The organism is Rhizobium sp. UBA1881 (assembly GCF_002338015.1).
GTDB lineage: Bacteria > Pseudomonadota > Alphaproteobacteria > Rhizobiales > Rhizobiaceae > Rhizobium.
In genome coordinates, this window is sequence record NZ_DDHH01000057.1 from 310,764 (window position 1) to 329,288 (window position 18,525).

An 18,525-nucleotide genomic window follows, 5' to 3' on the forward strand; every position below is an offset into this window, starting at 1 on the left:
GCTATTGGTGGTCCTCTTTGCCGTGCGGCTCGTCGAGCCGCGGCCTGGGGGCACTGGCGCATCGCGCGTCAGGTCAATGTTGCGGCAATGGCCGAACCTTGCTGTTGGTCAATTAAGGAGGAGAACATGACCTATCGCAAACTTTCCCTGATGTCGGCGACCATGCTGGTGGCGCTCGGCGGAGCAGCACTCGCCCAGGAAGCGTCGACGGTGGCGTTTCTGATGCCTGATCAGGCGTCGACGCGCTATGAGCAGCACGATTTTCCGGGCTTCAAGGCCGAGATGGAAAAGCTGTGTGCCAAGTGCACCGTCGTCTACCAGAACGCCAATGGCGACGCATCGCTGCAGCAGCAACAGTTCAACTCGGTGATTGCGCAGGGTGCCAAGGTCGTGGTCCTCGATCCGGTCGATTCCGCCGCAGCCGCGGGCCTCGTTGAGCTCGCCCAGTCACAGGACGTCAAGGTCATCGCCTATGACCGTCCGATCCCGGACAAGCCTGCTGATTTCTACGTTTCCTTCGACAATGAAGGTATCGGCTACGCGATTGCCAAGTCGCTGGTCGAGCATTTGAAAAAGGCAGGCGTGCCAGACGGAGCCGGTGTGCTCGAGATCAACGGTTCGCCGACCGATGCGGCCGCCGGCCTCATTCGCGACGGCATCCATCGCGGCCTGAAGGAATCCAAATACAAGACGCTTGCCGAATTCGATACGCCGGAATGGGCGCCGCCGAAGGCTCAGGAGTGGGCGGCCGGCCAGATCACGCGCTTCGGCGCCGATATCAAGGGCGTGGTTGCCGCCAATGATGGCACCGGCGGCGGCGCAATCGCGGCGTTCAAGGCAGCCGGCGTCAACCCTGTTCCGCCGGTCACCGGCAACGACGCGACGATCGCAGCCCTGCAGCTCATTATTTCGGGCGACCAGTACAACACGATCTCCAAGCCTTCCGAGATCGTAGCGGCCGCAGCCGCACAGGTGGCTGTCCAGCTCATCAAGGGCGAGAAGCCGGAAGCCAAGACGACGCTCTACAACACGCCGTCGCAGCTCTTCATCCCGGCCGTCGTCACCGCCGAGAACATCAAGGCGGAGATCTTCGACAAGAAGATCCAGACGGCTGAGCAGATCTGCACCGGCGAATATGCCGAAGGCTGCAAGAAGCTCGGCATCGGCAACTAAGAGCCAATCAGCCATTCCGGCCGCACTGTGTGCGGCCGGTTTCTCAAGGACGCACAAAGGCCTTTAGCTATGAGCACCACAGCAAGCAATGTACCGGAGCGCGGACAGCCCATCCTGCGACTGCGAAATGTGTCGAAGAACTTCGGTGCCGTCTCGGCGCTGACCGATATCGAACTGGACGTCAAGGCGGGCGAAGTCGTGGCCCTGGTGGGAGACAATGGCGCCGGCAAGTCAACCCTGGTAAAGGTCCTGGCTGGCGTGCACCAGCCTTCTTCCGGTTCGATCGAGTTCTGCGGCCAGAGTGTCTCGCTCGACAGCCCCGGCAAGGCGCTGGAGCTCGGTATTGCAACCGTGTTTCAGGATCTGGCGCTCTGCGAGAACCTCGACGTCGTGGCCAACCTATTCCTCGGGCATGAGCTCTCGCCCTGGGCGCTCGACGAGGTGGCGATGGAAGTCCGCGCCTGGACGCTGCTTCGGGAGCTGGCCGCGCGCATCCCGTCCGTCAGGGAGCCGATCGCCTCGCTGTCGGGCGGCCAGCGCCAGACGGTGGCAATTGCCAGATCACTCCTCCTCAACCCGAAAATCATCATGCTCGACGAGCCGACGGCTGCACTCGGCGTCGCGCAGACCGCCGAAGTTCTCAATCTCATCGAGCGTGTCCGTGACCGCGGGTTGGGCGTCATCATCATCAGCCACAACATGGAAGACGTACGCGCCGTGGCCGATCGCATCGTCGTATTGCGGTTGGGCCGGAACAACGGCGTCTTCACGCCTGATGCATCCAACCAGGAACTTGTCGCCTCGATCACGGGCGCCACGGAGAACTCAGTCTCGCGCCGTATCGAGCGCAAGACAGGCACGGCGCAGGAAAACAGTGGGAGACCGGCATGAGCCAGAAACCATCCAATACAACAGTCGCACCCGTCACAACGCTCGATCGCAGCGACGAACGCGTCCGCCATGACGACAGCATGATGGCGATGGTCGGGGCCTTTATCGATCGGGTTAAATCCGGCGACTTGGGCATGCTTCCGGTCGCTGTCGGGCTGATCGTCATCTCCACGGTCTTCTCGCTCCTCAATCCGGTGTTTCTCGCACCCAACAATCTCGTTAACCTGCTCTTTGACTGCGCCACCGTCGGCATCATCTCGCTCGGCATCGTTTGTGTGCTGATGCTTGGCGAGATCGACCTTTCCGTAGGTTCGATGAGCGGCTTGTCATCCGCCATCCTAGGTGTGCTCTGGGTGAACAACGGTGTCCCCTTCGTCGTTGCGATCATAGCTGCCATTGCCGCTGGCGCGCTCGTCGGAACCGTTTACGCCGTACTCTACAATCGGCTTGGAATGCCAAGCTTCGTGGCGACGCTTGCCGGCCTTCTGGCGTTGCTCGGTATGCAGCTTTATATCTTGGGCCCGAGCGGCAGCATTAACCTTCCCTATGCATCCCCGCTCGTCCGCTTCGGCCAGATCCTAGTCATGCCCGATTGGCTGTCCTACCTCCTGGCTCTGCTTCCGGGTGCAGTGATCATCGCCAAGGGTCTGCGGACGCGTCAGCAGCGCGCGGCGGTCAATCTATCCTCGCAGCCTTTTGCCGCTACCGCTATCAAGGCCGTTGTGCTGACCGCAGCACTCGAGTTCGCGGTCTATTATCTCAACCTCGGCCGAGGCATTCCGTGGATGTTCGGGCTATTCGTCGCCATCGCGGTGGTCCTGAATTATGGTTTGACGCGCACGCAATGGGGACGCTCGATGTTCGCCGTCGGCGGAAACCGTGAAGCTGCGCGTCGCGCCGGCATCAATGTTCGCCGCATCTATCTGAGCGCTTTCGTGCTTTGCTCAACGCTTGCGACCATCGGCGGTATTTTGTCAGCCTCGCGTCTTGCCTCGTCGAGCCAGCAGGCCGGCACGGGTGACGTCAACCTCAACGCAATCGCCGCTGCCGTGATCGGCGGGACGAGCCTCTTCGGCGGTCGCGGTAGCGCCTATTCCGCACTGCTCGGGATCATCGTCATCCAAGCGATTTCCAACGGCTTGACACTACTCAACCTCAGCTCTTCGTTGCGCTACATGATCACAGGCGGCGTTCTCGCCATTGCCGTCATCGTCGATTCGCTCGCCCGCCGTTCCCGCGTCAGCCACGGACGCGCTTAATCTAATTCTAAGGAGTAAATTCATGACTGACCTCATGAAAGGCAAAGTCGCCGCCATAACCGGTTCGGCGTCGGGCATTGGGCTCGAATGCGCCCGCACATTACACGCCGAAGGCGCGACCGTCGTCCTCATCGATCGCGCCGAGGACAAGCTGGATGAAATCTGCGAGGCGTTCGGCGAGCGCGCATTCCCGCTTGTCGTCGATCTTCTCGACGGAAAGCAACTCTCGGGCATCCTTCCCAGAATTCTGGAGGTCGCCGGCAGACTCGACATCTTCCACGCTAATGCCGGCGCCTACATAGGCGGGCAGGTCGCCGACGGCGATCCCGATGCCTGGGACAGGATGCTCAATCTGAACATCAACGCAGCTTTCCGCTCCGTTCATGCCGTGCTGCCGCACATGATCGCTCAGAAGTCGGGCGACATCCTGTTCACCAGCTCGATCGCAGGTGTTGTCCCGGTTGTCTGGGAGCCAATCTACACCGCCTCGAAATTCGCCGTACAGGCATTCGTACATTCGACACGTCGTCAGGTGGCGCAGCACGGTGTGCGGGTCGGAGCTGTCTTGCCGGGTCCTGTCGTCACCGCGTTACTCGATGATTGGCCGAAGGCGAAGATGGAAGAAGCACTCGCCAATGGCAGCCTGATGCAGCCCAAGGAAGTTGCCGATTGCGTACTCTTCATGCTGTCGCGGCCGCGCAACGTCACCATTCGTGACCTCGTGATCCTTCCCAATAGTGTCGACCTCTAACGAAAGTGATTCCCGCGCAATGCGCGGGCATCAGCCATTTATGCTAGAAAGATGAGAGACAATGAGCGAAGAAGTCCAAACACCGCGCTACGTGATCGGCGTTGATGTCGGCACCGGAAGCGCTCGCGCCGGGGTGTTCGATCTCGGCGGACGAATGCTGGCCAGCGCCAAGCGTGACATCTCGCTTTACCGTGAAGCCGGCTCAATCGTCGAACAGTCGAGTAACGAGATCTGGCAGGCAGTCTGCGAAGCCGTGCGTCAGTCCGTTCGCGATGCCGGGGTGGCGGCGAAAAATGTCGTAGGATTGGGCTTCGACGCCACCTGCTCGCTCGTCGTCCTCGGTGACCAGGGAAAGCCCTTGCCGGTTGGCCCATCGGAAGATCCGCAGCGAAATATTATTGTCTGGATGGACCACAGAGCGGTTGCCCAGGCGGATCGGATCAATGCGCTCGGCCACGAGGTCCTGCGCTACGTCGGCGGCCGCATTTCTCCAGAGATGGAGACGCCCAAGCTGCTCTGGTTGAAGGAGTGCCGCCCCGAGGTGTTCGAGGCGGCATGGCAGTTCTTCGACCTTGCCGATTTCCTGACTTGGCGGGCCACAGGCGACCTTTCGCGATCCACCTGCACCGTGACCTGCAAGTGGACCTATCTCGCGCACGAGAAGCGCTGGGATCCGACATATTTCGAAGAGATCGGCCTCGGCGCGCTAGCGGATGAAGGCTTTGCCCGCATCGGCCAGGCGATCGTCGAGCCGGGCTCGGCACTCGGCGGCGGCCTGACGCCGGCGGCGGCAGCGGAACTCGGGCTGCTACCGGGGACGGCGGTCGCTGCTGGACTGATCGATGCTCATGCCGGCGGGATCGGGACGGTTGGCTTCGGCGACGGGCCGACGGCGAACCTTGGCTATGTCTTCGGTACCTCATCGTGCACGATGACATCGACCGTCGAACCGGCCTTCGTGCAGGGCGTATGGGGGCCTTATTATTCGGCGATGGTTCCCGGGCTTTGGCTCAACGAAGGCGGTCAGAGCGCTGCCGGCGCAGCAATAGAACAGCTGATTTCATTTCATCCCGCTGCCGCGCAGGCGTTGCAGAGTGCAAAAGAAAAAGGCCAGTCGCTTCCCGTGATGCTTGCCGACATTGCTGCCAGCAAGGCAGGAACCGACCCAACCTCGCTCGTTCAGGGCCTTCATGTTGTCCCTGAGTTCTTGGGTAACCGCGCACCGCTTGCCGATCCACACGCTCGCGGGCTGATAGCGGGCATGGACATGGAACGCGATATCGACAGCCTCGTTCGACTGTATGTAGCAGGGCTCTATGGCATCGGCTATGGCCTCAGGCAGATCATCGACGCCCAGGCGCAGGCGGGCGTCGAGATCAGTTCCGTCGTCATCAGCGGCGGGGCTGGCCAGCAAAGCTTTGTTCGTCAGCTTTTGGCGGATGCATGCGGTAAGCCCATCGTCGCAACGATTGCCGACGAACCGGTATTGTTAGGCGCGGCGATCCTGGGCGCGGTCGCCAGTGGCTGTTATCTCGATGTTCGAGAGGCGATGGTTATGCTGACCAAGGTCGATGAAACGTTCATGCCGTCGGCAGGGCGAACCGCTGAAAGCCATCTGAAACGGTATGATGCTTTCAAGGCGCTACAGCAGTTGGGCCAGAAAGTGCGTGGTTGTTGATGACACGTCGAAGATGACGTGAAAGCTTGTATGGTCGGCTTGCATCTGGGTGCCAAACTCCGGCGTTTCACGGGCCGACCTCTGCGCCTTTACCGGATCTCGTGCGCCGAACATCACCTCGAAGCGCCTGAACGGCAGGTTCCAGTTGTTGATCGCTTGTGGTCCTGACTATGCCGTCGAGACAGCGATGCCGGAATGAGTGAGCCACTCGGACAGGCATGTTCGTGAACAATCGGTATCTCTGTTTTATTCCATGCGAAAAATGCATAGCTGCACTGCACAATAGTGCCTAGAAAATGAACAGATATCGGTTATATTCATTTTTAACGAAGCGATGCACCTCCTCCCGCAGAGCTTCGTGGTTCGGGCGCCCCACTCCTCCTCCCAGGGTCGCCTGAGGGAACAACAGCACTCCTCCTCCCAGCTGTTGTTCGGTTCTTTTCGAAAGCCTGCCGCACCTCCTCCCGCGGCAGGCTTTTTCGATTCTGGGCCGCAGCTTTTTGACGTGAAGTTGACGCTCGATGAGATGAAGCGTTGACACTGTGGTCACACCCGGACCGCTGTATCCGCGGCCGGAACTGTGCGATGAACCATGAATTCGTCAATCACGCTTTCACGGTGCTACATCATGAAGAAAATCGGTTTCCTCTCGTTCGGACACTGGACACCGTCGCCGCAATCGGGAACCCGCTCGGCGGGCGACGCGCTTCTCCAGTCCATCGATCTTGCGGTTGCTGTCGAAGAGCTTGGGGCCGACGGCGCTTATTTCCGCGCTCACCACTTTGCCCGCCAGCTCGCATCGCCGTTCCCCCTGCTTGCCGCGGTTGGTGCCAAGACCAGCCGTATCGAGATCGGGACCGGCGTCATCGACATGCGCTACGAAAACCCGCTCTACATGGCAGAGGACGCCGGCGCCGCCGATCTGATCTCAGGAGGGCGCTTGCAGCTCGGCATCAGCCGTGGCTCGCCGGAGCAGGTGGTCGATGGTTGGCGCTACTTTGGCTATCAGCCGCCCGAGGGCGGGTCTGATGCCGATATCGGTCGGCGTCATGCAGAAGTTCTGCTCGATGTTCTGCGCGGCGAAGGTTTCGCCCAGCCGAACCCGCGTCCGATGTTCCCCAATCCTCCTGGACTGTTGCGCGTCGAGCCGCATTCCGAGGGACTGCGCGAACGCATCTGGTGGGGCTCCGGGTCGAATGCGACCGCCGTCTGGGCGGCCAAGCTTGGAATGAACCTGCAGAGCTCGACGCTGAAGGACGATGAGACCGGCGAGCCGTTCCATGTGCAACAGGCAGCGCAGATCCGCGCCTATCGCGAAGCATGGAAGGAAGCCGGTCACACTCGCACGCCGCGCGTGTCGGTGAGCCGCAGCATCTTCGCGCTGGTGGACGATCGCGACCGGGCCTATTTCGGCGGCAGCGGTCAGGGCGACGACAAGATCGGCTTTATCGACGAGAAGACGCGGGCGATCTTCGGTCGCAGCTATGCCGCCGAGCCCGATGCCCTCGTGAAGCAACTGGCCAAGGATGAGGCAATCGCCGAGGCCGACACCCTGTTGCTCACCGTGCCCAATCAGCTCGGCGTCGATTACAACGCTCATGTGGTCGAGCAAATCTTGAAGCACGTCGCACCCGCCCTGGGCTGGCGCTGAACCGCTTCGCCAACGGCTATCCGCTAACAGAGATGCCGGACCTCCAGGGGATCCGGCATTTTTCTTCGCGTCAGTAAAGCCCGATCACTCGGCGGCCGCCGGCGGAGTGGCACCACCGCCAAGTTGCAGCAGCGGAACCTTTGGCGAGAAGACGTGCGGCTTGTGGAACTTGCGCGGTGCTTGGCGCCCATTCAACGTATAAGGCTCGGTGTCGCCGACCAGAACCGCGGGCCGTGCGAACATGCGCTGCATCAGCCCCTGGACGGCGAGCACAGGGTAGGCGCGGGCAGGCATCACCTCCGGCATCTCGCTGAACATGCGCTGCACCATCTTGCGCCTGATATCCTCGGCGCCCTTCTTGATTTCGTGATCGTCGCGCCGGTCCCTGATGGCGACGATCGAGAGCGACAGGCCCGAATTCGCGCGGTCCATGCTGGTGATCTGCCCCGCGACGTCGAAATTGTCGAAGGGTGCGAAGATCAGGATATCGCCAAGGCGCATCTGGCTGAGCGCGCTCTCCTCGCGCATCGTGATCTTGGCCGTCTCGATCGAGATCGTATCGATCATGCAGGGAGCGGCCTTGCCGCCGCTGGCGACCTGTCCTTCGCGGGCAAGCGCAAGCTCAAGCTTTTCAAGGGGCGGGCGGGGGAGCTCAATGCAGACGAGCATCGACACGAAGGCGTAGACCATGACGACCATGCCCCAGGCGACGCTGAAGCCGTCGAGATCGTTGTAAGTGCTGAGCAATGGTCCGTTGAGCATGCCGACGAAGGTCAGCACAATGATGGCGAAGAACGTCGCGGCGATCGGGTAAAGCACCTCCACACGCCCGCGATCTTCACCCTTGGCGGTAACCTTGAATGGCCGGCCGAAGGGGTGGAAGAGGGCGTGGATGAGGGCGATGGTGATCGGAATGGCCGAGACCATCTGCGAAACCTCGGTGAAAAGCGGCAGGCTCCGCCGCCCGGAAACCCAGGAATGGAATGTCCACATGCCGGCGACCATCGGCAGCGCATAGAGGAAGAACGCCTCCGGCTCCATCAGAATGGCAGGCAGGCCGAGGAAGTAGAAGAGAAGTGGGGCGGCCATAAGGAGCAGGATGAAGGGCCGGCAGAACCAGAAGAGCAGGCCGTGGAAATAGTGCAGCCGCTGCATCAAGGTGTAGCCGCGTCCCAGAAACGGGCCATCCTTCAGGAGCGCCACCTGGATGGTGCCCAGGCACCAGCGGCAGCGCTGTGTGATATATCCCGAGAGGCTCTCGGCCGAAAGACCGACGCTCAGGCGTTCATTGAGCCAGCGGGTTTTCAGGCCCTTCTGCATCAGGCGATAGGTGAGGTGGATATCTTCAGTCACCGTCTCCTGCGGCATGCCACCGATCATATCGAGCGCATCACGGCGGACGATACAGGACGTTCCCACGCAAAAGGCTGCGCCCCATCCGTCCTTGGAGGGCTGCATGACGTCGAAGAAGATGCGCTGATCGTCGACCCATGCCTTCGAGGCTAGCAGATTATGCTGGACCGGATCGGCATTGTAATAAAACTGCGGCGTTTGGATGAGGCCGATTTCGGTGTCGATGAACTGGCCCACCGTTCGTTTCAGGATGCCGCGCTGCGGCGCGAAGTCGGCATCTAGAATGAGGATGAAGGGGGCGTTGGTGTCCTCGGCGGAACGTCGTACCGCGTTGTTGATGTTGCCGCCCTTGGCGCCGACGTTGTCGTTGCGGCGTAGATAGCGCACGCCGATCTCGTTGCAGTAATCCTCAAGCCAATCGCGGCGTCCGTCATCCAGGACCCAGACGGTGAAATTGCTGTAGTCGATCGCCTTGGCGGCGAGGATCGTGCGCTCCAGAATGGACAGTTCTTCGTTGTATGTGCAGATGAAGATATCGACGGCCGGGTGGCGCGAATGTTGCGCGATCAGCGCTTCGCTGGCGTCGGCGGCGCCACTGTGGTCGGTCCGCTTGAAGAAGAAGACGATCGAAAGCACCGTGTAGAAGATGACGACCACTTCGAAGCCGAGATAGAAGCGCGGCCAGATCGCGTAGGGGCTCCACTCGAAGTCCGGCAATGTCTTGGTGATGCGGAAATACAGATAGTTCAGGAGCATGACGACCAGGATCGTGCCGAAAATGACGCGGTCCTTGCCGCGATTGGCGTCCAGCAGCCAGGCGCAGCCCACGATCAGCGCGATCGCCAGCAGTGAGAACAGTATTGAATCCGACAAGGTGACTACTTCGGGGGACATGGACCATCCTTGCTGCTGGCCTTCATCTGGCCTTTCAGGCCGACGAAGGGGTTGATATCGAGAGCGGCAAGAACGGCCCAGCCGGTCGCGCCGATATGCGGCAGTCGGTAGTACTTGAAGTCGCCGGGCGCCGAGTTCGGCCCGACCTGCAGGCCTGTCGTTAGTTGCTCGTTTTCCGTGGCGTAGACGAGGCCGCCGGGCTCGCGCTGCTTGGCGATGGTGGCAAAAAGCGGTTCGGCCTTTTCGGGTTGGCCGGTCTCGCGAAGCACGAGCGCGGCCTGCGCCGTGCCTTCCAGCCAGACGCCATCGCGGTCGTTGTTGAAGTCGTAGCCGCCCTCCACCCCGTGGTTCAGGTCAGTCCATTCCATCACGCGATCGGCCCTGGATTTGAATTCCGGAACCGCGATCAGCGGCCAGAGTTCGGCGTCGAGGCCCGACATGCCCACGTTCGGAGCGTTGCTGTCGGGCACGCTGCCGATATAGAAGCGGCCTTCCGGCTCGTTCCACATGGTCTTGAGAAACTGCAGTGCGCTGTCGCCCTGGTGCGTCCAGTCGCCACCCGCATCTAGCCGGGCGAGCCAGCTGTCGGCGGCGTAGACGTCGAGATTATGCTCCGTCGACTTCCAGGTCATCCGCTCAGGCGTCGGCTCATGACCGAAAAAGCCGCCGAAATAGCCGTCATTCTTCGGATCGGCCGTGCTGCGGTGGATCCAATCCATGATTTTACGGGCGGAGTCGAGATAGGCCTGCTGGTCGGTTTCCTCATAGGCCATTAGCAGGGCGAGCGCGCCCCAGGCTGTGCTGCCGGTCGCAGTTCCGACCTGATAGCCGTCCTCGATCCAGGAATTGCTCGCCGTGCTCCAATAGCCTGGAAGCAACATGCCTTCCTTGCCCGGAATGACCGTGCCGGAGCGATAGGCGTTGCGCAGGCGACCGTCGTGGTAGTGACGGTCGGTTTCAAGCGCGACCACCAGCGCATCGGCAACGCGGCGGGCTTCGGCTGTACGCTGGCAGCCGTAAAGCGCCATCATCGCAAGCGCATTGTCGTAGGTGAAGCCGGTATTCTCCAGCGACGGATGCAGCGCCGAACCGCCATTGGCCGGCTCGAAACTGCGAAAGAAGAATGGCTGCTCGGGCTCGCCCGTCATCTTGGCGGCCAGCGCGTCGCACATCGAGCAGGCGAGCTGCGTCTTCGCCTCATCATCGGCACGCGCCGCGTCGATTGCCGCTGCAAACAGCATGGCAGCCAGGAGTGATGCGATCAACCCGCGCCAAACCTCACCCATTGACGAGTTCATGCCCTTCATTTTCGCCCCTCGCAATACGCGGATAAACGTTCAGCTTGGCTCTTCAGGGTGTCGCAGTCTTGTCGGCCGGCGGTTGCGGACCGGTGCCCTTGTCCAGCGATGTGGATGCGGACAGAACAATCGCCGGCGATGTCAGCCCGGCAACGACAGCCATCGAGTACCGCGCGATACGCGAGGTGATGGTCTCGCCGAGAGAGACGATGACATCCTCGCCGACGTGGCATCCGAAGAACTTGTCGTTGTTCTGCTGGGCAACACTGCCGTCCTGGGCGGTCGGCTCGTCGATCTTGACCAGAACATAGACCTCATGGCCCTCGGCCTCGGGGAATTTCGCGAAATAGCGGTTTTCTGGGCCGGAGTTAAAGTACCGGACGATCTTGTAGATGTGCCCGCTGCGCTTCACGCCAAGGCTGCGGAAGTTGACCATCGCGGGCGTGCCGATCTCGAGCGCGGTCACGTCACGGCTTCGGTAGACGGCCGCGGCGAAGGCCTCGGTGCAGTCGAGCGACTTGGCGACCGGCTGGCCCTGCATGACGAAATCGCCGAAGGATGCGTCGACGCTGACGATCTGGCCGTGGCGCTCGGCGGTGACCTCGGCCGCACCGGTCTTGCCGAGGCGTCCTTCCTCGCGCGAGATCAGGTTCTCGACCTGCTGCTTGCGCTCCGTCATTTGGTTGATTTCGATATTGTCCTCGGCGATGTCGCCGGCGAGCTTCGTGCGTTGCATCTCGAGCGTCAGCAGGTTCGCGGCAACAGTGCCGCCGGTATAGATATCGCGGCCGACAAGCGACTGGACAATCTCGTTGCGGCGTAGCTCGCCCTTGGCGGAATCAAGCTCGGCCTGGGCTGCATTGCGCTTCTGGCGCTGTGGCTCAAGACTACTGTCGGAAATCAGGCCTTTTTTAAGGAGCGTCTGCTGGCGCTGCAGCAGCGCGTCCTGCTCGTTGAGGCGGGCCTGATAGGTTTGGACGTTGAATTCAGAATTGACGATCACTGCCGAGAGTTCACTCAGAACGCCCGCCTTGACGCTGTCGATCTGCGTCTTGACCTTGTTAAGTTGCTCGGTGCGCTCGGCCGCTACGCTGGTCGTGTTGTTGAGCTTTTCGGTCAGATCGAGCTTTTCCAGCCTGAGTCCCGTCAGAGATGTCTGATCTTGGTTGGGGTTTGAGACCGTTGCCATGACGTCGCCGAGATTGACGACCTGGCCAACCTGCAGTGAGATCTTATCTACCCTGCCGTAGATGGGAGAAGCGATCAGCTGCACCGGTGCGTTGATCACCGCCCGTGTCGAGACGATGAAGAATTGGTTGGGAACCATCGCCATCGCGATGATAAAAATCAGCATAAATGCAAACGCATAACCTAGGATACGCGATACAGATAGTATCTTACGGTCCTTGGGGTCGATACTGTTATTTGCGGCCTTCATTTTTCAATCCTGACATCATCATGCTGCAGGTGAAGTGAAGGGCGTTTCCAGGGTGGTGTTTTTTATTTGTAATGTCTTTTATATGAGGAAGAATATTCGAGCAAATAAAATTCATCTACTTAAAGTGATGTATTGCGTGGCATCTCCATTTTTATTTAGTTGATGTTGCAATATTGCCAGCAGCACTTAATTGCCGTGTTTACTATTCGTCGAATCTGGCTATTTGTTTGTGACACTTCTATATCCTTTTGGTCTCAGTCATCGGTAGAGTTTTCTACACTTGCCCGCACAATGGCATTCAAGACGCGGTGGGCTGCCTCGATGTCGGCATCATCGACGTTGCGAAGCACTCTGTTGCGCAATGACGCGATGACGCGTTCGACGCGTTCTGCCAGTTGCTGTCCGTCGGGGGTCAACCAAATTGTTTTGGCACGCCTGTCGTCCGGGTCGTCTTTGCGTTCGATATGACCACCGGCGGTGAGTTCATCCAGCAGGCGGACCAGCGATTGGCTGGCGAGGCCGAGGCTTTCGGCAAGCTGAACCTGGCGGACACCGCCGCCCGACCGGCTGACCAGAAGCAGCAGATTGGCGCGCGACGCCGAAATTCCGTCCTCTGCCAGCGCCTTCTCCGCCATGCGCTTCCAGATGCTTCCCGCCTGTAGCATGCTGGAGGTGACCGCTGCTCTACGGCTCAAGGGTTTCGTCTGCCTTGTCATCCTCTGCGTCCGTCCCTTGCTGTTTCTCGTTGAAAGAGCGCTAAAGGCGCTCGCTCGCGCAGTAAAGCATATTGTTTTATTTTAATTCGTATGCGAATAGTACGTAAACGATCGAAATTACAAGCTGTAGCGCTCACCTCCGGTTTCCCATGGCAAGCAAGAAGCTCACCTGGCTCCCCGATACGTGGGACATGGTTTTCTCGATTAAGACATTCATTGCAGCCATGCTGGCGCTGTTCATTGCCTTGTGCTTTGACCTGCCCAATCCCTATTGGGCTGTGACTACCGTCTACATCGTTGCCCATCCGCTATCAGGCGCAAGCACCTCGAAGGCGGTCTATCGCCTGGTCGGCACAGCGGCGGGTGGGGCGATGAGCATCATTCTCGTGCCCAATCTCGTGAATGCGCCGGAATTGCTGACATTGGCGATCGCGCTTTGGGTCGCGGTTTGCCTCGCGATCAGCCTGCTCGACCGCACACCGCGCAGCTATGGTTTCATGCTGGCAGGTTACACGGCCGCGCTCACCAGCTTTCCGCTGGTCGACAACCCGTCGGCAGTGTTTACCTATACCACCTCGCGCGTCATAGAAATCTCTGTCGCAATCATCTGCGCGGCAGTCATCAACCGAGTTGTATTTCCACGTCATGCCGGTCCCGTACTGACGGCGCGCATCGATGCTTGGTTGAGCGATGCATCTGTTCTGATTGCGGCAGCACTCGACAGACGCCCGGAGGATCCCACACTGATGCGCACATCCGGCCGTCTTGCGGCCGAGGCCGCCGATATCAGAACGTTCACGACCCACGTGTCCTACGACACGTCAAGCCACAGTCAGCTCGTCGGCGCTTCACGCGAGTTGCAGCGTCACATGATCACGCTCCTGCCCGTGGTGTCCGGCCTCGTGGATGTGGATCGCGCGCTAACAAGGACGGGGTACGAACACACACACGCCGTCAAGAAGCTCATTGCTGATGCCGAGGCGTGGATGCGGACAAACGAGCCGATGTCGGAGGAGTGCTACAGCGAGATGCTGGCGCCGCTTCAGGCGCTTGAGGCTGAAGCGATGTGTTCAAGCGGGTGGCAGGATCTGCTGGTGCTGGATTTCTCAGCCCGGCTGCGCGACCTGCTGGAGATCTGGAACGAATGCGTGGGCTTGCGGCTGCATATTGCCTCGGGATCACGGCCTGCCTGGAAGGGGCAGTCGTTCGGCTTCAAGCAGAAAAGCGCGCGCCCGATTCACAGAGACTATGGCATGGCGCTTTTCTCCGGTTTTTCGGCCGCGCTGGCCATCGTGCTGGGCACGGTCTTCTGGATCATGACAGGCTGGAGCAGCGGCGCCGGTGCACCTGTGATCGCAGGCATTCTCATCTGCTTCTTTGCCGCGATGGACAATCCGACGCCGATTATTCGCAAGTTCATGATCTTCAGCATGGTCGCGATTGTTCTCAGCTTCGTGTTTGTATTCGCGGTAATGCCCGTTCTCAGCGGATTCTCCTCGCTCGTGCTGGCGCTGAGCTTTCTCTTTCTGCCGCTTGGCGTGCTGATCGCGCGCCCATCGACCTTCCTGCTCGGAATGGCTTTGTCCGCCAACATACCGACGATGCTGACACTGCAATCGAGGCCTAGTTTCGATCTCGCCTCCTTCCTGAATGCCAATCTCTCGACGGTCCTCGGAACGCTGATGGCGATCGGTATTGCGGCCGTGGTTAGGTCAGTTGGCGCGGAGTGGAGCGCGCGTAGGCTCTTCAAGGCCGCATGGGCTGATATAGCCGCTGTGGCGCGCAAGTCGCAGAAGCGCGACCCCCAGGCCCTGCTATATACGATGCTGGATCGTCTTTCGCTGATGGTACCGCGTCTTGCCTCGTTGGCGCAGGATTCCGCTGTCACCCAGGCGGACATGCTGAAGGATATGCGGGTTGGAACAAGCGTCGTCGATCTGCAGGCATGCAAGGGGCCGCTTCTCGCAGACCAGCGTGCAGCCGTAGACGAGGTTCTCGATGCTGTTGCGTATTTCTACGCGGAAAGACGGCGCACGCCCGAGACGCAGCCGGACCAGTCGCTGCTGCAGTTGGTCGATGCCGCGATCGATACGGTTCGTGGCCCTGTCAGGTCGTCGGCGGTGCGCAAGATCCTGATGGCGCTAGTCGGTCTTCGGCACAATCTGTTTCCCAATGCTCGCCAGTTGCAGGACAGCGAGCCGCTAGCGTTGCGGGAGGCGGCAGAATAGCGGCGATTACCGGAAAAATGACCATGTATCTTGCATTGCGCCACGCTGTCGTGAAAGGGATACTGCGCCCTCTATAAACCGGAAGATGTCTGTGAAACCCGGCCGCGTCACCGCCCTCACTTTGCGTGCAGGATATTTTATCCTTGGCATACTGATGCTGGTCCTCGCCTTTATCGGGGCGTTGCTGCCGCTAATGCCGACGACCATCTTCCTGATCCTAGCCGTCTGGTGCTTCACCCGCTCGTCGCCCCGTCTCGAAACCTGGGTCCTGAACCATCCGACGTTTGGCCCCACGCTGCGGGCGTGGCGCGACCAGGGCGCGATATCGATGCGTGCCAAGGCCATGGCGCTCACCGGCATGGCTGGGGGCTATGTGGTGTTCTACCTCGCGGCAAGACCGGGCATATGGCTCGCACTTTTTGTCGGCTTGCTGATCGGGGGATGTGCATTTTATGTCGGGTCGCGGCCGCTGCCATCCGCATCGGCGCCCTCCGACGCCGATCATGGCGGCCCACCGCAAAAGTCTTCGGATTGAACCAGCCCGGCTGCCATCAGTGCGGTCTGCCGACGCTGGCATACATGCCGGTCGTGCGAAACTCCGTGGGATTGGTGCCGTAGACCCGACGGAACACTTTGGAGAAATAGTTGGCGTCCTCAAAGCCGGAGCGGATCGCCACTTCCTTGACCGGCATGTGGGCAGTCTTCGTCAACAGCTTGACCGCCCGTTTCAAGCGCTTCTGCAGCACATATTCGGCCGGCGGGAGGCCTTCGTTGGCGGCGAACATGCGAGAAAAATGCGCGCGGCTGAGGCCTGCCACCCTGGCGAGGTCCTCCACCGGTAGCGGCTTTTCAAGATTGTCGGTAATGTAGTCGATGACGTGCTGCATGGTCCGGTACTCTTCGCTGAATACGGGATGCGAGCCGAACACGTCGTCATAAAGGGCCATCGCCGCCTCATAGGCAATTGACGACGCCAAGCCAGGCGTTTCGCCGCCAGTGATTAGCCGTAGGCTGCAATCGGCAAGATGTTCGATCGTCCGCGGCTGCAGTTTCAAGATCGGACCGGTGACCGCGAGGATAGATCGGTGAATGCGCAGTGCTTCCTCGCCGTTCATCGAGATCCAGAAGAACTCCCAGCGATCGCCGTCCTCCAGCCAGTAGCGATGATTGTGTGGCACCAGCACCAGCAAAGTCTCGCCCTCCTTCACCCGCAGTTCGCGATTCTCGTAGCGTAGATTGCCAGCACCGCTAATCGTGTGCTGCAACACGGTAAAAGGCGTCTGCCCGCGCTTGCGTCCATCCCAGTCATAGGTGGCATTCTCGCGCACTTCGTAACCGGTGCTTGTTGGCATGGTATGCAGGGATTGTCGGCCGCGCGGCAGGGAAACCGTTCGCATGGACGGCCCACGATCGATCAAATCCTGCAGCACAAAATTACCCATGAAAGCATAATCCTTCTCTGGCGGCCTTGAAGATTTTACGCATAATCCGCCCCAAGAGAGAGAACACCGCCGGGCTCATGGAGCGGCGGGGAGGAGAATAAGCCGGATTTCTGGCCTTTTTCGTCGTCGGACGCAAGCCCGCGGCCTATTCTTCTTCCTGCTGTCCAAATCCGGCATCTTAATCGCATCGAGGCTAGGATCATGAGTTTCAAAATCGCTATCATCGGCGCAGGCAGCGTCGGCTTCACGAAAAAGCTGTTCACCGACATTCTGTGCGTTCCAGAATTTCGGGATATCGAGTTCGCGCTCACGGACATGAGCGAGCACAATCTGCAGATGATCAAGCAGATCCTCGATACGATTGTTGCATCGAACAAACTGCCGACCAAGGTGACGGCGACGACCAACCGCCGTGAAGCGCTGACCGGCGCTCGCTACATCATCAGCTGTGTGCGCGTCGGTGGTCTGGAAGCTTATGCCGACGATATCAGAATTCCGCTGAAATACGGCATCGACCAGTGCGTCGGTGACACGATCTGCGCCGGCGGCATTCTCTACGGTCAGCGCAACATTCCAGTCATCCTCGACTTCTGCAAGGATATTCGCGAAGTCGCCGAGCCCGGCGCCAAGTTCCTTAATTACGCGAACCCGATGGCGATGAACACCTGGGCCGCGATCGAATACGGCAAGGTCGATACCGTTGGTCTCTGCCACGGCGTCCAGCACGGCGCCGAACAGATCGCAGAAGTGCTTGGCGCGAAGTCGGTCTCCGAGCTCGACTATATCTGCTCGGGCATCAACCACCAGACCTGGTTCGTCGATCTGAAGCTCAACGGCCGCAAGATCGGCAAGGAAGAGCTGGTTGCCGCCTTCGAGGCGCATCCTGTGTTCTCGCAGCAGGAAAAGCTGCGCATCGACGTCCTAAAGCGCTTCGGCGTTTATTCGACGGAGAGCAACGGTCACCTGTCGGAATACCTGCCCTGGTACCGCAAGCGGCCTGACGAAATCACCAAATGGATCGACATGTCCGACTGGATCCATGGCGAAACCGGCGGCTATCTTCGCCACTCCACCGAAACCCGCAACTGGTTCGAGACGGAGTTCCCGCAGTTCCTCGCTTCGGCCGAAAAGCCGATCGATCCGGCCAAGCGCTCCAACGAGCACGCCAGCCACATTCTCGAGGCGCTGGAGACCGGCCGTGTCTATCGCGGTCACTTTAACCTCAAGAACAACGGCGTGATCACCAACCTGCCTTCTGATGCGATCATCGAATCGCCCGGCTTCGTCGATCGCTTCGGCATCAACATGGTCTCCGGCATCACCATTCCGGAAGCCTGTGCTGCGACTTGCGTGGCGTCGATCAACGTCCAGCGCATGTCGGTTCATGCCGCCATCAGCGGCGACATCGATCTCCTGAAGCTCGCCGTCCTGCACGACCCGCTGGTCGGCGCGGTGGCGACGCCGGAAGAGGTATGGCAGATGGTCGATGAAATGGTTGTCGCCCAGGCGCGCTGGTTGCCGCAATATGCGGATGCAGTCCCGGCCGCCAAGGAACGTCTGGCGAAATCGACGGTAAAGACCCGTGAATGGGCAGGTGCCGCACGCCGCAACGTCCGCTCGATCGACGAGCTCCGCGCCGAGAAGGCGGCGCTCAAGCAGGCCGTGTAAGTTTCCCGGAGGACGGGTGGCGATGGCGTCCCAAGGAGGGGACGCCATCGCCACAAGCCCGTTTCCGGATCGTTGAGGAGAACCG

At 60.2% G+C, this 18,525-nt stretch carries 14 protein-coding genes; 9 read left to right on the forward strand and 5 right to left on the reverse strand.

The features are described from left to right. The first annotated feature begins 126 nt into the window (after positions 1-126). From B3605_RS06820 to B3605_RS06845, 6 genes are all read left to right on the forward strand, one after another. Positions 127-1,173: a sugar ABC transporter substrate-binding protein gene (locus tag B3605_RS06820; protein ID WP_112943287.1), complete on the forward strand. Its 1,047-nt coding sequence runs from the start codon at positions 127-129 to the stop codon at positions 1,171-1,173. A gap of 69 nt (positions 1,174-1,242) precedes the next feature. Continuing rightward, entirely contained in the window at positions 1,243-2,064 is an 822-nt protein-coding gene (locus B3605_RS06825) for an ATP-binding cassette domain-containing protein (protein ID WP_037179379.1), read from the forward strand. After that, a complete protein-coding gene (locus B3605_RS06830; protein ID WP_296433381.1) occupies positions 2,061-3,323 on the forward strand; it encodes a sugar ABC transporter permease in 1,263 nt (420 codons plus the stop codon). Before B3605_RS06825 ends, B3605_RS06830 begins: the two co-directional genes overlap by 4 nt. A gap of 22 nt (positions 3,324-3,345) precedes the next feature. Beyond that, on the forward strand, positions 3,346-4,074 hold the full coding sequence (locus B3605_RS06835; RefSeq protein WP_296433382.1) for an SDR family oxidoreductase: 729 nt from the start codon (positions 3,346-3,348) through the stop codon (positions 4,072-4,074). Between the two features lie 61 nt (positions 4,075-4,135). Beyond that, complete coding sequence (locus B3605_RS06840; protein ID WP_113168178.1) at positions 4,136-5,752, forward strand: FGGY-family carbohydrate kinase; 1,617 nt, start codon at positions 4,136-4,138, stop codon at positions 5,750-5,752. A gap of 628 nt (positions 5,753-6,380) precedes the next feature. Continuing rightward, a complete protein-coding gene (locus B3605_RS06845; RefSeq protein ID WP_113009098.1) occupies positions 6,381-7,403 on the forward strand; it encodes an LLM class flavin-dependent oxidoreductase in 1,023 nt (340 codons plus the stop codon). An 84-nt stretch (positions 7,404-7,487) separates the two neighbouring features. Here B3605_RS06845 and B3605_RS06850 read toward each other — a convergent pair whose 3' ends face one another. The 4 genes from B3605_RS06850 to B3605_RS06865 form a co-directional block, all read right to left on the reverse strand. Then, positions 7,488-9,650: a glycosyltransferase family 2 protein gene (locus B3605_RS06850; protein ID WP_113168176.1), complete on the reverse strand. Its 2,163-nt coding sequence runs from the start codon at positions 9,648-9,650 to the stop codon at positions 7,488-7,490. Further along, positions 9,635-10,936 (reverse strand): hypothetical protein, encoded by a 1,302-nt coding sequence (locus B3605_RS06855; protein WP_296433383.1) that lies wholly within the window; start codon positions 10,934-10,936, stop codon positions 9,635-9,637. The genes B3605_RS06850 and B3605_RS06855 overlap by 16 nt, the downstream gene beginning before the upstream one ends. Before the next feature lie 64 nt (positions 10,937-11,000). Next, complete coding sequence (locus B3605_RS06860) at positions 11,001-12,302, reverse strand: HlyD family secretion protein (RefSeq protein WP_289727719.1); 1,302 nt, start codon at positions 12,300-12,302, stop codon at positions 11,001-11,003. A gap of 338 nt (positions 12,303-12,640) precedes the next feature. Next, positions 12,641-13,021: a MarR family winged helix-turn-helix transcriptional regulator gene (locus B3605_RS06865; protein ID WP_296433384.1), complete on the reverse strand. Its 381-nt coding sequence runs from the start codon at positions 13,019-13,021 to the stop codon at positions 12,641-12,643. 230 nt (positions 13,022-13,251) lie between these two features. Between B3605_RS06865 and B3605_RS06870 the strand changes: the two genes are divergently transcribed. Further along, positions 13,252-15,330 (forward strand): FUSC family protein, encoded by a 2,079-nt coding sequence (locus B3605_RS06870; RefSeq protein ID WP_113168175.1) that lies wholly within the window; start codon positions 13,252-13,254, stop codon positions 15,328-15,330. An 85-nt stretch (positions 15,331-15,415) separates the two neighbouring features. Further along, complete coding sequence (locus B3605_RS06875; RefSeq protein ID WP_296433385.1) at positions 15,416-15,865, forward strand: YbaN family protein; 450 nt, start codon at positions 15,416-15,418, stop codon at positions 15,863-15,865. A gap of 16 nt (positions 15,866-15,881) precedes the next feature. On the opposite strand, the gene B3605_RS06880 is transcribed toward B3605_RS06875, so the two are convergent. Then, positions 15,882-16,772: an AraC family transcriptional regulator gene (locus tag B3605_RS06880; protein ID WP_113009104.1), complete on the reverse strand. Its 891-nt coding sequence runs from the start codon at positions 16,770-16,772 to the stop codon at positions 15,882-15,884. Between the two features lie 201 nt (positions 16,773-16,973). Here B3605_RS06880 and B3605_RS06885 point away from each other — a divergent pair, with 201 nt between their 5' ends. Beyond that, on the forward strand, positions 16,974-18,440 hold the full coding sequence (locus B3605_RS06885) for an alpha-glucosidase/alpha-galactosidase (RefSeq protein WP_113009105.1): 1,467 nt from the start codon (positions 16,974-16,976) through the stop codon (positions 18,438-18,440). Positions 18,441-18,525: the final 85 nt, after the last annotated feature.

What these genes read in the sequence shown, in the direction of transcription:
- B3605_RS06845 (WP_113009098.1), top strand. Translation starts at nt 6,381, where the DNA reads ATGAAGAAAATCGGTTTCCTCTCGTTCGGACACTGGACACCGTCGCCG.
- B3605_RS06825 (WP_037179379.1), top strand. Translation starts at nt 1,243, where the DNA reads ATGAGCACCACAGCAAGCAATGTACCGGAGCGCGGACAGCCCATCCTG.
- B3605_RS06840 (WP_113168178.1), top strand. Translation starts at nt 4,136, where the DNA reads ATGAGCGAAGAAGTCCAAACACCGCGCTACGTGATCGGCGTTGATGTC.
- B3605_RS06885 (WP_113009105.1), top strand. Translation starts at nt 16,974, where the DNA reads ATGAGTTTCAAAATCGCTATCATCGGCGCAGGCAGCGTCGGCTTCACG.
- B3605_RS06865 (WP_296433384.1), bottom strand. Translation starts at nt 13,021, where the DNA reads ATGGCGGAGAAGGCGCTGGCAGAGGACGGAATTTCGGCGTCGCGCGCC.
- B3605_RS06870 (WP_113168175.1), top strand. Translation starts at nt 13,252, where the DNA reads ATGGCAAGCAAGAAGCTCACCTGGCTCCCCGATACGTGGGACATGGTT.
- B3605_RS06830 (WP_296433381.1), top strand. Translation starts at nt 2,061, where the DNA reads ATGAGCCAGAAACCATCCAATACAACAGTCGCACCCGTCACAACGCTC.
- B3605_RS06850 (WP_113168176.1), bottom strand. Translation starts at nt 9,650, where the DNA reads ATGTCCCCCGAAGTAGTCACCTTGTCGGATTCAATACTGTTCTCACTG.
- B3605_RS06880 (WP_113009104.1), bottom strand. Translation starts at nt 16,772, where the DNA reads ATGGGTAATTTTGTGCTGCAGGATTTGATCGATCGTGGGCCGTCCATG.
- B3605_RS06860 (WP_289727719.1), bottom strand. Translation starts at nt 12,302, where the DNA reads ATGCTGATTTTTATCATCGCGATGGCGATGGTTCCCAACCAATTCTTC.
- B3605_RS06820 (WP_112943287.1), top strand. Translation starts at nt 127, where the DNA reads ATGACCTATCGCAAACTTTCCCTGATGTCGGCGACCATGCTGGTGGCG.
- B3605_RS06835 (WP_296433382.1), top strand. Translation starts at nt 3,346, where the DNA reads ATGACTGACCTCATGAAAGGCAAAGTCGCCGCCATAACCGGTTCGGCG.
- B3605_RS06855 (WP_296433383.1), bottom strand. Translation starts at nt 10,936, where the DNA reads ATGGGTGAGGTTTGGCGCGGGTTGATCGCATCACTCCTGGCTGCCATG.
- B3605_RS06875 (WP_296433385.1), top strand. Translation starts at nt 15,416, where the DNA reads ATGTCTGTGAAACCCGGCCGCGTCACCGCCCTCACTTTGCGTGCAGGA.